General features: G+C 68.8%; 12 protein-coding genes. 9 read left to right on the forward strand and 3 right to left on the reverse strand.

Translation table 11 applies throughout. The features are described from left to right. Positions 1 to 1,001 (reverse strand): glutamate-5-semialdehyde dehydrogenase (locus AZG88_RS08500; protein ID WP_061697448.1); only part of this gene is annotated, 1,001 nt, incomplete at its 3' end. 90 nt (positions 1,002 to 1,091) lie between these two features. On the opposite strand from AZG88_RS08500, the gene AZG88_RS08505 reads away from it, so the two are divergent. The 9 genes from AZG88_RS08505 to AZG88_RS08545 all read left to right on the forward strand — a co-directional run bounded on the left by AZG88_RS08505 (position 1,092) and on the right by AZG88_RS08545 (position 11,106). After that, positions 1,092 to 2,192, forward strand: a complete 1,101-nt coding sequence (locus tag AZG88_RS08505) for an NADH:flavin oxidoreductase/NADH oxidase (RefSeq protein WP_025432938.1) — start codon at positions 1,092 to 1,094, stop codon at positions 2,190 to 2,192. Positions 2,193 to 2,435: 243 nt separating this feature from the next. Continuing rightward, on the forward strand, positions 2,436 to 3,905 hold the full coding sequence (locus tag AZG88_RS08510; protein WP_005261289.1) for an MFS transporter: 1,470 nt from the start codon (positions 2,436 to 2,438) through the stop codon (positions 3,903 to 3,905). Positions 3,906 to 3,914: 9 nt separating this feature from the next. Further along, the gene (locus tag AZG88_RS08515) at positions 3,915 to 4,781 is read left to right on the forward strand and encodes a ribokinase (protein ID WP_061697449.1); all 867 of its coding nucleotides are present in this window, start codon (positions 3,915 to 3,917) and stop codon (positions 4,779 to 4,781) included. A gap of 58 nt (positions 4,782 to 4,839) precedes the next feature. Beyond that, the gene (locus AZG88_RS08520) at positions 4,840 to 6,939 is read left to right on the forward strand and encodes a RecQ family ATP-dependent DNA helicase (RefSeq protein ID WP_061697450.1); all 2,100 of its coding nucleotides are present in this window, start codon (positions 4,840 to 4,842) and stop codon (positions 6,937 to 6,939) included. A 151-nt stretch (positions 6,940 to 7,090) separates the two neighbouring features. After that, positions 7,091 to 7,603: a diaminobutyrate acetyltransferase gene (gene ectA, locus AZG88_RS08525; protein WP_009474013.1), complete on the forward strand. Its 513-nt coding sequence runs from the start codon at positions 7,091 to 7,093 to the stop codon at positions 7,601 to 7,603. A gap of 27 nt (positions 7,604 to 7,630) precedes the next feature. Beyond that, on the forward strand, positions 7,631 to 8,893 hold the full coding sequence (gene ectB / locus AZG88_RS08530; protein ID WP_005248059.1) for a diaminobutyrate--2-oxoglutarate transaminase: 1,263 nt from the start codon (positions 7,631 to 7,633) through the stop codon (positions 8,891 to 8,893). Between the two features lie 19 nt (positions 8,894 to 8,912). Beyond that, positions 8,913 to 9,311, forward strand: coding sequence for an ectoine synthase (locus tag AZG88_RS08535; RefSeq protein WP_005248060.1), 399 nt, complete (start codon positions 8,913 to 8,915; stop codon positions 9,309 to 9,311). A 10-nt stretch (positions 9,312 to 9,321) separates the two neighbouring features. Beyond that, positions 9,322 to 10,257 (forward strand): D-isomer specific 2-hydroxyacid dehydrogenase family protein, encoded by a 936-nt coding sequence (locus tag AZG88_RS08540; RefSeq protein ID WP_061045307.1) that lies wholly within the window; start codon positions 9,322 to 9,324, stop codon positions 10,255 to 10,257. 21 nt (positions 10,258 to 10,278) lie between these two features. Beyond that, positions 10,279 to 11,106, forward strand: coding sequence for an NAD-dependent protein deacetylase (locus AZG88_RS08545; protein ID WP_025432942.1), 828 nt, complete (start codon positions 10,279 to 10,281; stop codon positions 11,104 to 11,106). 3 nt (positions 11,107 to 11,109) lie between these two features. Here AZG88_RS08545 and proB read toward each other — a convergent pair whose 3' ends face one another. Together proB and obgE are read right to left on the reverse strand one after the other, a co-directional pair. Further along, entirely contained in the window at positions 11,110 to 12,210 is a 1,101-nt protein-coding gene (gene proB / locus AZG88_RS08550) for a glutamate 5-kinase (protein WP_005261297.1), read from the reverse strand. After that, positions 12,207 to 13,667 (reverse strand): GTPase ObgE, encoded by a 1,461-nt coding sequence (gene obgE / locus AZG88_RS08555; RefSeq protein ID WP_005248068.1) that lies wholly within the window; start codon positions 13,665 to 13,667, stop codon positions 12,207 to 12,209. The genes proB and obgE overlap by 4 nt, the downstream gene beginning before the upstream one ends. Positions 13,668 to 13,801 lie beyond the last annotated feature (134 nt).

The following is a 13,801-nucleotide window of genomic DNA, read 5'->3' on the forward strand; positions in this document are numbered from 1 at the left end:
AGGTCGTCGACGACCTTGAGCGCCACATCCAGGGTGAGGTACTCCTCCGACCAGTCCGACTCGGTCGCGGGCACCAGTCCGGGCAGATCCCCGTGGACCGTCACGCTGTGCACCTGCAGGGCCTGCAGCAGCTTCGGCACCGCCGTCTCGGCGATCGCGGCGTCGATCAGCACCGTCTCCGCGGTGTTGCAGACACTCGGTCGTCGCGTCTTGGAATTGAGCAGGATCCGCTCGGCCATCTCCAGGTCGGCCGCCGAGTGGACGTAGACGTGGCAGTTGCCGACGCCCGTCTCGATGGTCGGGACTGTCGCGTCGCGCACCACGGCGCTGATCAGGCCGGCGCCGCCGCGGGGAATGACGACGTCCACGAGGCCGCGGGCCTGGATCAGGTGCGTCACGCTGGAGCGGTCGTCGCTCGGCAGCAACTGCACCGCGTCCGCCGGCAGCTGCTGCGCCGCCAGCGACGCCCGCAACGCCACGACCAGCGCCGCGTTCGACTTCGCCGCGGACGAGGAGCCGCGCAGCAGGGCCGCGTTGCCGGACTTCAGTGCCAGCCCGAACGCGTCGACGGTGACGTTGGGGCGGGCCTCGTACACCATGCCCACTACGCCGAGCGGGACCCGCAGCTGACGGAGTTCGAGACCGTTGGGGAGCGTCGAGCCGCGCACCACTTCACCGACCGGGTCGGGCAGACCGGCGACCTGGCGCAGTCCGGACGCGATCCCCTCGATCCGCTCCGGGGTCAGCCGCAGGCGGTCGAGCAGGGAGTCCTCGGTGCCCGACGCCCTGGCCGTCTCGATGTCGGCCGCGTTGGCGGCGAGGATGTCGGCGGAGGCGGCGAGCACGGCGTCGGCCGCCGCATGGAGCGCCGCATCCTTCTGCGCGGTGGTGAGCAGCGCGAGGACCCGCGACGCGGTGCGGGCGCGACGGGCCGCTGCGTGGACGGCTTCACGGGTATCCACCGTGGCACCGGCCGACGAGGTGGAAGTCACTGCAGTCATGAAGACAGCCTATATACAGGGGTGCGGGAATGATTTCGTCCCCCGCGCAGGTTGCGACTGGTCGAGACCATCAGAGGCAGGAGTGCTGTAGTGAGCGTGTTGTTCGAACCCATCACCTTCCGCGGAGTCACCGTCCCCAATCGGGTGTGGATGGCACCGATGTGCCAGTACTCGGCCGACGTGACGGGCCGCGACGTGGGAGTGCCGGGCGACTGGCACCGGACGCACCTCGTGACGCGCGCCATCGGCGGTGCCGGCCTGATCCTCACCGAGGCGACGGCCGTCAGCCCGGAGGGCCGCATCAGCCCCGCCGACCTCGGCATCTGGAACGACACCCAGACCGAGGCGTTCGCGGAGATCAACGCACAGCTCGAGTACTTCGGCGCGGTCCCGGGCATCCAACTCGGTCACGCCGGGCGCAAGGGCTCCGCGCACGTGCCGTGGCGCGGGGGCGGGAGCCTCGACGGCGACGATCGGCTGTCCTGGCAGACGGTGGCGCCGAGCGCGATCGGTTTCGGCGACCACACCCCGCCGGCCGCGGCGACGACCGCCGACATCCGGAAGGTGGTCGCCGATTTCGCCGCCGCCGCCGAGCGGGCGTCGCGAGCCGGGTTCAAGGTGGTGGAAATCCATGCGGCACACGGCTATCTGCTGCACCAGTTCCTCTCACCGGTCAGCAATCACCGCACCGACGAGTACGGCGGCAGCTTCGCGGGCCGCATTCGCCTCCTGCTCGAGGTCGTCGAGGCGGTACGCGGGGTGTGGCCGGCCGAGTTGCCCGTCTTCGTCCGGGTCTCGGCCACCGACTGGCTGTCCGAGGAGCCCGGCCTCGACGCGGACAGCTGGACGCCGGATCAGACCGTCTCCCTCGTGCAGGCCCTCGCCGACCTCGGCGTCGACCTCGTCGACGTCTCCAGCGGCGGCGTCACGTCCGCCCGGATCCCGATCGCGCCCGGCTACCAGGTTCCGTTCGCCCGCCGCATCCAGAACGAGACCACGGTCCCGGCCGCCGCCGTCGGGCTCATCACCGAGCCGGAGCAGGCCGAGCGGATCGTGGAGTCGGGAGAAGCCGTCGCCGTGTTCCTCGGGCGCGAACTGCTGCGCGACCCGTACTGGCCGCGAAAAGCCGCCCTGGTCTTGAATGCCCAGGTGACGCCGCAGATTCCGGCGCAGTACGCGCGGGCGTACTGAGGCTCGGGCCGACAAGCCCGCACATCCTTTGCTACGGTAATCGCTCTTACAGCTGGTAGTCCCGCACCCCGGACGGTGGGGCGGGACCGAGCCACGAGCCAGAGCCGATCGGCGGGGGCCGCATCGCGCCGAAGGGCCGTGGGTTGCCGAACCCGACCAGCAATCGCCGTGCGGGCGACGAAAAGATGCGTGCATCAGGTACGTGCCCCGCGCGGGTGATAACTGCGCTGGGGAGCGCACGACATGAATGCACCAGATCACTCGATCACGTCGGCCGAGGTGGCCGAATCACCTGATGTCACGGTCACCGACGAGGCCTCCGTCAAACGAGCCGTCAAGGCCACCATGCTCGGTAACGCCATGGAGTGGTTCGACTTCGGCGTGTACGCCTACCTCGCGACCACCATCGGCAAGGTGTTCTTTCCCGAGGCCAGCGGTACCGCACAGCTGCTGTCGACGTTCGCCATCTTCGCCGCGGCGTTCATCGTCCGTCCCCTCGGTGGACTGTTCTTCGGTCCGCTCGGTGACCGGATCGGCCGCAAGAAGGTGCTCGCCACCACGATCATCCTGATGGCGGGCAGCACGTTCGCCATCGGCCTGATCCCGAGTTACGGATCCATCGGGCTCGCGGCGCCGATTCTGCTGGTGCTGTTCCGGCTCGTGCAGGGATTCTCGACGGGCGGCGAGTACGGCGGCGCCAGTACGTTCGTCGCCGAATACGCGCCGGACAAGCGCCGCGGGTTCTTCTCGAGCTTCCTCGAATTCGGAACCCTCGCGGGGTATGTCGCAGCCGCGGGCCTGGTCACCATCATCAGCACCGTGGTCAGCGCCGACGCACTGGTGGACTGGGCGTGGCGAATTCCGTTCCTGCTCGCCGGTCCGCTCGGCCTGATCGGCCTCTATCTGCGGCTGCGGCTCGAGGAGACGCCTGCGTTCCAGCAGATGGAGCAGGCCGAAGAGCGTTCGCTCGCAGACGAATCCACGGGACGCAAACTGCGTGAGACCCTGGTGGAGAACTGGCGTCCGCTGGTGCTGTGCGTCATCCTGGTCGCCACGTACAACATCGCGCACTACGGCCTGCTCAGCTACATGCCGACGTACCTGTCGAACACGCTCGGCTACGACGAGTCGCACGGCCTCGTCCTCATGATCATCGTGATGCTCATCATGATGGTGTGCATCAGCTTCGTCGGAAAGCTGTCCGACCGGGTGGGTCGTAAACCGTTGCTGCTGGCCGGTTTCGTCGGATTCTTCGCGCTGTCGCTGCCCGCGTACCTGCTGATCGGCGTCGGGCACTACTTCACCGTCTTCGTCGGCCTCGCGATGCTCGGCGGGCTGCTGCTGTTGTTCGTCGGCGTCTTCCCGTCGGTCCTTCCCGCGCTGTTCCCCACTGGAATCCGCTACGGCGGGCTGGCGATCGGATACAACCTCGCGGTGTCGATCTTCGGTGGCACCACCCCCCTCGTCCTCACGGCGCTGCAGGACGCGACGGGCAGTGACCTCGTCGCGCCGATGTACATGATGGTCGCGGCCGTCATCGGCGGTGTCGCGGTTCTGCTCATCTCCGAGACCGCCCGGAAGCCGCTGGAGGGCTCGCCGCCCGCCGTGGCCACTGACGCCGAGGCCCGCCGCATCCTGAAGCGTCTCCGCCGCACCAAAGGCGACGCGTCCGCGACACCCGCACAGGAGACGGCGGCCGCCGACGCGGGTTAGTCTCGGGGTATGTCCGCTCCCAGGGTCGCCGTGGTCGGCAGCATCAACATGGACCTGCTGACGGCGGCCGAGCGGTTGCCCGCGCCGGGAGAAACGATCCTGGGCAGCGCCTTTGCCGCCACCCCCGGCGGCAAGGGCGCCAATCAGGCGATCGCCGCGGCGCGGGCCGGTGGCGCCGTGACCTTCATCGGCGCCGTCGGCTCCGATGTGTTCGCTCTCGACCTGCGGCAGGCCCTGGTGGACGCCGAGGTCGACACGCGGCACCTGCGCGAAGTGGACGGTCCGAGCGGGATCGCGGCGATCACCGTCGACGCCGCCGGTGAGAACAGCATCGTCGTGGTTCCGGGCGCCAACAGCACCGTGGTGGACCTGACACCCGCCGAACTCGCGGCCGTCGCGGACGCCGACGTCCTGCTGTGCCAACTCGAGATACCCCTGGGCACCGTGCTGGCCGCGGCGGCGCACGCCGCGGCACACGGCACCGTCGTGATGTTGAATCCGTCACCGGCGCAGCCACTTCCGTCCGAACTCGTGAAGCTGGTCGACGTGCTCCTCGTCAACCAGACCGAGGCCGCGCAACTCGGCGCCGAGGTCACCGGCGCCGTCTCCCACGTCGTGACCACACTGGGGTCGTCGGGCGCGGACTACGCAAGCAGCGACGGCACCGCGCTCCGCGCCGAGTCCCCCGAGGTCGAGGTGGTCGACACGACCGGGGCCGGCGACGCGTTCGCCGGCGCCCTTGCCGTCTCGTGGCGGCGCGGGCCCGCGGCCGCCGTCCCGTTCGCATGCACGGCGGGCGCGCTCGCCACCACCCGCCGAGGCGCCTCCACGTCGTCACCCACCCTCGCCGAGATCGACGCGGCACTGCCTGGCTGAGCGCGCTCCTGCCGTCGCCCGGATCCTCCGTGTCACCCGTGTCGTGCACCATGGGGGCATGACGACCGCCACCGAACCCGCACTCCGTGACGAGGCCGAACGGCTGCTCCGCGAGCTGGCAGGCGAGCACGCCACCCTCCGCGACGACCAGTGGACGGCGATCGAGGCGCTCGTGGTGGGCCGCAGACGGGCGCTGGTCGTCCAGCGGACGGGCTGGGGCAAGTCGGCGGTCTACTTCATCGCGGCGAAGCTCCTGCGGGCGCACGGGCACGGTCCCACGGTCATCGTGTCGCCGCTCCTGGCCCTCATGCGGAACCAGGTGGCCTCCGCCGAGCGGGCGGGCGTGCGCGCCGCCACCATCAATTCCGGCAACGTCACCGAGTGGGACGACATCCACGCCCGGGTCGCGGACAACGAACTCGACGTGTTGCTGGTCAGCCCCGAGCGTCTCAACAATCCCGACTTCCGCGACCAGGTCCTCCCCTCCCTCGCCGCCGACGCGGGCCTCGTCGTGGTCGACGAGGCGCACTGCGTGTCGGACTGGGGTCACGACTTCCGTCCTGACTATCGGCGTATCCGCACGCTGATCGCCGAGCTGGGCGAGGGCATCCCCGTCCTGGCCACCACGGCCACGGCGAACGACCGCGTCGTCTCCGACGTCTCCACGCAGCTCGGGGTGGGAGGCGCCGAAACCCTCGTCCTCCGCGGCGGCCTCGAACGCGAGTCGCTGCACCTGTCGGTCGTGCAGATTCCGGAGGCCACCGCCCGGGCCGCGTGGCTCGCCCAGAAACTCGACAGCCTGCCCGGCTCGGGCATCATCTACGCGCTCACCGTGTCGGCGGCCAGGGATCTGGCGAGCCTGCTGTCCGAGCAGGGCCACACGGTCGCCGCATACACCGGGCAAACCGACGCCGCCGAGCGCGAGACCCTCGAGCAGGACCTGCTCGGCAACCGGGTCAAGGCCCTCGTGGCGACGTCCGCGCTCGGAATGGGGTTCGACAAGCCCGACCTGGGGTTCGTCGTGCACCTCGGTGCGCCGTCGTCCCCCATCTCCTACTACCAGCAGGTCGGGCGTGCCGGACGGTCCACCGACCGCGCGGAGGTCATCCTGCTGCCCGGATCCGAGGACAAGCAGATCTGGAGCTATTTCGCCTCGGTGGCGTTCCCCCGGGAGCACGTGGTGCGGCGGGTGATCGAGGTCCTCGACACCGAGCGGCCGCAGTCCACGCAGGCCCTCGAGCCGCTGGTGGAGCTCGGCCGCACCCGGCTGGAGATGGTCCTGAAGGTCCTCGACGTCGACGGTGCCGTACGCCGGGTGCGCGGCGGCTGGGTGGGCACCGGGGAGCCTTGGACGTACGACGCCGACCGGTACGAACGCCTCGAACGCGCCCGCGAGTCCGAGCAGCAGGCGATGATCGACTACCAGCGGATCACCACGTGCCGGATGGCGTTCCTGCGCGAGCAGCTCGACGATCCGGGTCTGGCGGCGGGCGCCTCGGAGTGCGGGCGGTGCGACAACTGCACCGGAGTACGCCACGACGCGACCGTGGACGCCGCGGCGGTGCAACAGACCAGAACGCGCCTCGAGCGCCCAGGCGTGGACCTGGCACCCCGTAAACAGTGGCCCACGGGCCTCGCGAAGCTCGGCGTGACGCTGTCCGGGAAGATCACGGATGGCCCCGAACCGGGGCGCGTCCTGGGCCGGCTGTCCGACCTGGGCTGGGGTCAGCGACTGCGTGCCCTGCTCGACGAACCGGACGGGCCCGCCCCCGACGCCGTTCTGAAGGCCTGCATCCAGGTGCTGGCCTCCTGGGACTGGATCGAGCGTCCCACCGCCGTCATGGCCGTCGAATCCGCCACTCATCCCCTCCTGTCGGCGTCGATCGCGGGGCAACTCGCCGCCGTCGGACGCCTCACCGACCTGGGAGTTCTGCGGCTGCGCCCGGAACATCCGCCGGTGTCCGCGGCCAACTCGGCCTACCGGGTCGCCGGGCTCGTCGACGCCTGGGAGGTCCCCGACCTTCCCGACGGCGCCGGTCCGGTGCTGCTCGTCGACACCCTCTCGGACACCGGCTGGACCCTCACGATGGCCGCCAGGACACTGCGCGCGGCGGGTGCCGCGTCGGTCCTCCCCTTCGCGCTCGCGAGTCTCAAATAGGCGAAGTGTGTCGCTTGCGGTTCACCCAAAAGTTACATAATGTGATGAGCATCACTTTGCACGTCTCACCTGCAAGGCTCCGCCACCTGAACTGTCCAATTTCGCGAGGCACGTGAAATCGAAGGGGATGGTTGTTAGGTTCGAATTTCCAATGACGCCTGTTCAGAAGAGTGCCATCCCGACCACCGCGCCGGACGCGGTGTTGTTCAGAAGTCCAGAGATCACTGACGGAGTCCGGCTCTGGGAGATCGCCAGGAACACGGAAGTGCTCGATCTCAATTCGAGCTACGCATACCTGTTGTGGTGTAGAGATTTCAGCCGCTCGTCGGTCGTCGCAGTCGTCGACGAGCGCGTCGTGGGATTCGTATCAGGGTTCATCCGCCCCGAATCCCCAGCGACGCTGTTCGTCTGGCAAGTTGCCGTAGACGCAGACCAGCGCGGCAAGGGAATTGCAGGTCGCATGCTGAGCGCGCTGCTCGATCGACTTGCACCCGAAGGGATTACCCATCTCGAAACGACGATCAGCCCCGACAACGAGGCCTCGATCGCGCTGTTCACAGCATTGGCGCGTCGCCGAGATACGGCGATCAACAAGCAAGAACTGTTCTCCCCTAACGATTTTCCCGATGGACACGAAGCCGAAGATCTGTACACGATCGGCTAAGAGCATGCCCCGGAGGAATGCAGCAACATGACTAACTTCGATACGAACATTTTCGACAACCTCGAATCCGAGGTTCGCAGCTACAGCCGCGGCTGGCCCGCCGTCTTCGAGTCGGCGTCCGGATCGTGGATCCGCGACGAGAACGGCCGCGACTACCTCGACTTCTTCGCCGGTGCCGGTTCGCTGAACTACGGCCACAACAACCCGGTCCTGAAGTCGGCGCTCGTCGACTACATCGTCAGCGACGGCATCACGCACGGTCTCGACATGTCGACCGTGGCCAAACGCGACCTGCTCGAGACCTTCGAGGACAAAATCCTGAAACCCCGCGGTCTCGACTACAAGGTCCAGTTCCCCGGACCCACCGGAACGAACACGGTCGAGGCCGCACTGAAACTGGCGCGCAAGGTGACGGGTCGTTCGTCGATCATCAACTTCACCAACGCTTTCCACGGCATGACGCTCGGCGCCCTGTCGGTCACCGGTAACTCGATGAAGCGCGCCGGCGCCGGAATCCCGCTGGTGCACGCCACCCCGATGCCGTTCGACAACTACTTCGACGGCGTCACCGAGGACTTCCACTGGTTCCGCCGCGTGCTCGACGACTCGGGCAGTGGCCTGAACCGTCCGGCCGCCGTGATCGTCGAGACCGTGCAGGGTGAGGGCGGCGTCAACGTCGCCCGTGCCGAGTGGCTGCGCGCCCTCGCGGACCTGTGCGCCGAGCGCGAGATCCTGCTGATCGTCGACGACGTCCAGATGGGCTGCGGGCGCACCGGGCCGTTCTTCTCCTTCGAGATCGCCGGCATCACCCCGGACATCGTCTGCCTGTCGAAGTCGATCAGCGGCTACGGTCTCCCGATGGCGCTGACGCTGTTCAAGCGTGAGCTCGACGTGTGGGGCCCGGGCGAGCACAACGGCACGTTCCGCGGCAACAACCCGGCGTTCGTCACGTCGAAGGTGGCCCTGGACCACTACTGGTCCGACGACACCATTCACCAGTCGACGCTGACCAAGGGCGAGAAGATCCACCAGGCGTTCACCGATCTGGCGAACCAGTTCGAGGGCTCCATCTCCACCCGCGGTCGCGGCCTCGTCCAGGGTCTCGTGTTCGACGAGCCGGAGAACGCGGGCAAGGTCTGCAAGCTCGCCTTCGACGAGGGCCTGCTCGCGGAGACCTCCGGCCCCTCCGACGAGGTGGTCAAGCTCCTGCCGGCGCTCACCATCACCGACGAGGAACTGGACCACGGACTCGCGATTCTCGCCGACGCCACCGGCAAGGTTTGCAGCTAGAGAGAGGACTGACACTCACATGATCGTTCGCACCACCGCAGAAATCACCGACACCGAGCGCGACATCACCAGCGAGGACGGAAACTGGCGCAGCAAGCGCATCATCCTCGGCGGCGACAAAGTGGGCTTCTCGTTCCACGAGACCACGATCAAAGCGGGCTCGGTCAACGAGTTCCACTACGCCAACCACGTCGAGGCCGTCTGGCTCGTCGAGGGAACCGGCAAGTTGATCGACCTCGACAACGACAAGGTCTACGAACTCGGCCCCGGTTCGATGTACCTGCTCAACGGTCACGAGCGTCACCGTGTCGAGCCCGACACCGAAATGCGCATGCTGTGCGTGTTCAACCCACCCGTCACCGGGCGTGAGGTCCACGACGAAAACGGTGTCTACCCGTTGATCGAGGTTCCCGCGTAAGTTCGACCCCATGGCCGACGACGCTGCTGTTCCAGCTATAGCCATCGGACCCGCCCCGGACCCGCTCCTCGAGGATGCGGTGCGCCGGGGCGGTGCCCGTGTGGCCCCCCTCGAGTCCGCGGACGCCCTGGTCTGGACCACGGGTCCGATCGGGTTCCCGGACCCGCTTCCCGAGAACATCCGCTGGGTGCAGTTGAACTCCGCGGGTGTCGAGGAGTGGTTCGCCGCGAAGCTGATCAGACCCGACACGACCGTGCTGTGGACGTCGGCGGCGGGCGCGTTCGCCGCCACCGTCGCCGAGCACGCTCTGACGCTGCTGCTGGCCGGGGTGCGGGCACTACCGGAGCACCTCGAGGCGAAGACCTGGCGTCAGCAGGAGTTCTTCTCGAAGATCGGCACCCTGCGGGGCACCACGGTCGCCATCGTGGGTGCCGGCGGAATCGGCCGGGCACTGATCCCGATGCTCGCGGGCGTCGGGGCCGACGTCATCGCGGTGAATCGCTCCGGAAGCCCGGTGCCGGGCGCGATCGAGACGCTCCCCACCACCCGTCTCGGCGAGGTGTGGGCCCGCGCGGACCACTTCGTGATCGGGGCTCCCGCCACCGACGCCACGCACCATCTGGTCGGGGCGGCGGAGTTCGCGCAGATGAAGCCGACCGCGTGGGTGATCAACGTCGCGCGCGGCTCGCTCGTTCACACCAACGCACTGGTGAAAGCGCTGCGGGACAACACGATCGGCGGAGCGGGACTCGACGTCACCGATCCCGAGCCGCTTCCGGACGGCCACCCGCTGTGGGATCTGCCCAACGTGATCATCACCCCCCACGATTCCAACCCGCCTGCGGTCCGTCCCCCGGCGTTCGCCGAGCACGTGGCACTGAATGTCACCCGCTTCGTCGCGGGTGAGAATCTCACCGCTCTGATCGATCCTGTCGTCGGGTACTGAGCCGGCGCTACCCTGGAGTGCGTGTTCGCCCGACTGATCGACGTACTCGGTGGCCGGCGCCTGTGTGTGATCACCGGCGCCGGCATCTCCACCGACTCCGGAATTCCCGACTACCGCGGTCCGGACTCGCCACCGCGCAATCCCATGACGTACCAGCAGTTCACCGGGGACCCCGACTTCCGCCGCCACTACTGGGCGCGCAACCACCTCGGCTGGCGGCACATGGACGCCGCCCGGCCCAACACGGGCCACCGCGCGCTGGCGGGGCTCGAACGGGCCGGTGTCGCGAGTGCCGTCATCACCCAGAACGTCGACCTGCTGCACACCAAGGCCGGCAGTCGCCGGGTGATCGACCTGCACGGCACGTACGCCCAGGTCCGGTGCCTGGCGTGCGATGCCCTGATCTCGCGGGCCACGCTCGCCGACCGGCTCGAGCGTGCGAACCCCGGTTTCGCCGAAACCGTCGCTGCCGCACAGGGAGTGGAGATCGCACCGGACGCCGACGCGGTGATCACCAGCACCGAGCATTTCCGGATGGTCGACTGCGAGGCGTGTGGCGGACTTCTCAAACCCGACATCGTGTACTTCGGTGAGTCCGTTCCGAAACCGAGGGTCGCCGCCGCCTACGACGTGGTCGACGAGGCCGAGGCGCTCCTGGTGGCCGGCTCGTCGCTCACCGTCATGTCGGGACTGCGGTTCGTCCGGCACGCCGCCAAACGCGGAATCCCCATCGTCATCGTCAACAGGGGGACGACACGCGGCGACGAGTTCGCCACCCTCACCCTCCACGCCGGTTGCTCGGAAGCACTCACCGCACTGCTCGACGCGTCCTCCGCACTGCCCGCGTGACCGTCAGAGCGGCACCAGATCGTCCGCGTGGACGACGGGGCGCTGCATCTCCGCGGGCAGTTCCTGGGTCGACTTGCCCAGGATGTCGCTGATCTCGGCGGAGTCGTACGCCACCACACCCCTGGCCACGGGACGCTCGTCGGGGCCGAGGAGCGACACGACGTCGCCGCCGTAGAACCGCCCCGACACCGCGCTGATCCCCGCGGGCAGCAACGACCGCCGTTTGGTGACGACGGCACGTACAGCGCCCTCGTCGATGTGCAGGATCCCCTGCTCGTCCGCGGCGTGGCGTACCCAGAACTTGCGCGCCGACAACCGGGACGGCCGGGCCGCGAACGCCGTCCCCACCCCGGCGTCCCGCAGCGCTGCCCCGGCGTCCGAGGCGGCGGCGAGCAGCACGGGCACGCCGGCATCGGCCGCGAGGCGCGCTGCCGACAGCTTGGACGCCATCCCGCCGGTGCCGAGAGCCCCGCCCGAGCCCGCGACCACCCCGTCGAGATCCTCGGGGCTGTTCACCTCGGGAATCAGCGTCGCATTGCCCTTGCGGGGGTCGCCGTCGTACAGCCCGTCGACATCCGACAGTAGGACCAGCGCGTCGGCACCGACCAGGTGGGCGACGAGCGCCGCGAGCCGGTCGTTGTCGCCGAAGCGCAGCTCCGCCGTGGCGACGGTGTCGTTCTCGTTGACGATCGCGACCGCGTGCAGCGCGCGCAGGCGGTCGAGAGTGCGTTGCGCGTTACGGTGCTGCGCGCGGCGGGCGATGTCGTCCGCGGTGAGCAGCACCTGCCCGACGGTGCGCCCGTACCGGGCGAACGACGTGCCCCAGGCATGAGCCAGCGCCAGCTGGCCGACGCTCGCGGCGGCCTGCTTCGTCGCCAGGTCCCGTGGCCGCTTGGTCAGCCCCAACGGGGCCAGACCCGCGCCCACGGCCCCGGACGACACGACGACCACGTCGGAACCGGCACGCATCCGTGCCTCGATCGCATCGGCCAGCTCGTCGAGTCGACGGACGTCGAGCCCGCCGACCAGGCTGGTCAGCGCGGACGATCCGATCTTCACGACAATGCTGCCCGCCGACGCGATCGTGCGCCGGGTGGCGCTCACTGGTCTTCGGGGTCGAGGCCTTCGAGACCGCGACGGACCCTGGATGCGTGCTTGCGTTCGGTCGCGCCGATGCGTTCGACCTGATCCAGCCGCGGGTCGGTACCGCGACCGGTGCGGGTGAGATCGACGCCGGCCGGTGTCTGGGGCTCCCAGTCGAAGCTCACGTTGCCGATCGTGACGGACGCACCCGGCTCCGCACCCTGCTTGACCAGCTCGGTCTCCACACCGAGCCGCGCGAGGCGGTCGGCGAGGTAGCCCACGGCCTCGTCGTTGTCGAACTGCGTCTGCCGCACCCAGCGCTCCGGCCGCGTGCCGCGGACGATGAACCCACCGGGGATCTCCGGGTCGGCGACGACGCTGAAGCTGTTCTCGTTCGCGATCACCGGGCGGATCACCTGACGCTTCGGCTCCGCCTTCGGGTGCGCCTCACGGTAGTCCGCAACCAGCTTCGCCAGCGCGAACGTCAACGGGCGCAATCCCTCTCGGCTGACGGCCGAGATCGTGAAGACAGGCCACCCGCGGGCCTCGAGATCGGGGGTGACCATCTCGGCCAGCTCTGCCGCCTCCGGCACGTCCGCCTTGTTCAGTATCACGATGCGGGGCCGGTCCGCGAGGTCACCGAGCCCGGCGTCGCCGGACAGCGCGCCCTTGTACGCGGCGAGTTCCGCCTCGAGTGCGTCGATGTCGGAGATCGGGTCGCGGCCGGGGTCGAGCGTCGCGCAGTCGACGACGTGGGCCAGCACGGCGCACCGCTCGAGGTGGCGCAGGAAGTCCAGTCCGAGCCCGCGGCCGTCGCTTGCGCCGGGGATCAGCCCGGGCACGTCTGCCACCGTGAACGTGGTGTCGCCGCTCGACACCACACCGAGGTTCGGCACGAGCGTCGTGAACGGGTAGTCGGCGATCTTCGGCTTCGCCGCCGACAGCACGGACACGAGCGAGGACTTGCCCGCCGACGGGAACCCGACCAGCCCGACATCGGCGACGGACTTCAGTTCGAGGACCAGTTCCCGTTCGACGCCGTCCTCACCGAGGAGCGCGAAGCCCGGCGCCTTGCGCGCCTTCGACGAGAGGGCCGCATTGCCGAGTCCGCCTCGGCCACCCTGGGCGGCTTCGAAGCGGGTGCCGACACCGATGAGGTCGGCGAGGATACGGCCGTCCCCGTCGAGGACGACAGTGCCGTCGGGGACCTTCAGGATCAGGTCGTCGCCCTGGGCGCCGTCACGGTTGCTACCCATCCCCTGCTTGCCGTTGGTGGCCTTCGCGTGGGGGTGGAAATGGAAGTCGAGGAGGGTGTGGACGTTGCCGTCCACCTCGAGCACGACGTCACCGCCACGCCCGCCGTTGCCGCCGTCCGGGCCACCGAGTGGTTTGAACTTCTCCCGGTGTACGGAGGCGCAGCCATTGCCGCCTTTTCCGGCGCTGACGTGCAGCACGACGCGGTCAATGAATCGGGACATGACTGCCGGATCCTTCCTCAGTCAATTGTGTTGATCTCACTCGTGAAAAAAACAATAGGGGCGGACCGGGTATCACGACCCAGGTCCGCCCCTATTGGGAGCTTGAAACGTCCCTCACGGGACGATGCATACTC

This window comes from Rhodococcus sp. LB1, from assembly GCF_001583455.1.
Lineage (GTDB): Bacteria > Actinomycetota > Actinomycetes > Mycobacteriales > Mycobacteriaceae > Rhodococcus_F > Rhodococcus_F opacus.

Bases quoted from the DNA above. Each gene is read 5' to 3' on its own strand.
- AZG88_RS08510 (WP_005261289.1), top strand. From the start codon at position 2,436: ATGAATGCACCAGATCACTCGATCACGTCGGCCGAGGTGGCCGAATCA.
- AZG88_RS08535 (WP_005248060.1), top strand. From the start codon at position 8,913: ATGATCGTTCGCACCACCGCAGAAATCACCGACACCGAGCGCGACATC.
- ectA (WP_009474013.1), top strand. From the start codon at position 7,091: ATGACGCCTGTTCAGAAGAGTGCCATCCCGACCACCGCGCCGGACGCG.
- AZG88_RS08515 (WP_061697449.1), top strand. From the start codon at position 3,915: ATGTCCGCTCCCAGGGTCGCCGTGGTCGGCAGCATCAACATGGACCTG.
- AZG88_RS08520 (WP_061697450.1), top strand. From the start codon at position 4,840: ATGACGACCGCCACCGAACCCGCACTCCGTGACGAGGCCGAACGGCTG.
- AZG88_RS08540 (WP_061045307.1), top strand. From the start codon at position 9,322: ATGGCCGACGACGCTGCTGTTCCAGCTATAGCCATCGGACCCGCCCCG.
- ectB (WP_005248059.1), top strand. From the start codon at position 7,631: ATGACTAACTTCGATACGAACATTTTCGACAACCTCGAATCCGAGGTT.
- obgE (WP_005248068.1), bottom strand. From the start codon at position 13,667: ATGTCCCGATTCATTGACCGCGTCGTGCTGCACGTCAGCGCCGGAAAA.